Below are 286 nucleotides of genomic sequence, written 5' to 3'. Positions count from 1 at the left end.
CACGCGATGGCGCGATGGCATTGTGTCAGGCGCTGGCTGACTTGTCGCAACGTGCGCCGGAAATACGACCTAAGCGCCTGGTTTACGTCTCCTGCAGCCCGTCCACGCTGGCGCGCGATGCTGGCATTCTGGTAACGGCGGCCGGTTATCGTCTGAGTTATGCCGGTGTGGTCAACATGTTCCCGCACACTTCGCACGTGGAGTCTATGGCTGTTTTTGACCTGGCAGACTGAGAATAAGCCGGTCAACACATGATCTTGGCGGATAGATATGCTGTCTTTCCGCC

General features: G+C 57.7%; 1 pseudogene. It reads left to right on the top strand.

The features are described from left to right. Positions 1-233 (top strand): annotated as a pseudogene (locus tag KDM89_RS21905) (23S rRNA (uracil(1939)-C(5))-methyltransferase RlmD); the annotation flags it as partial. Positions 234-286 lie beyond the last annotated feature (53 nt).

It is taken from the genome of Cognatundibacterium luofuense, from assembly GCF_018139685.1.
GTDB lineage: Bacteria > Pseudomonadota > Gammaproteobacteria > Burkholderiales > Burkholderiaceae_D > Undibacterium > Undibacterium luofuense.
Note: the sequence above shows the minus strand (reverse complement) of the source record. Positions and strands in the feature narration are given on the sequence as shown.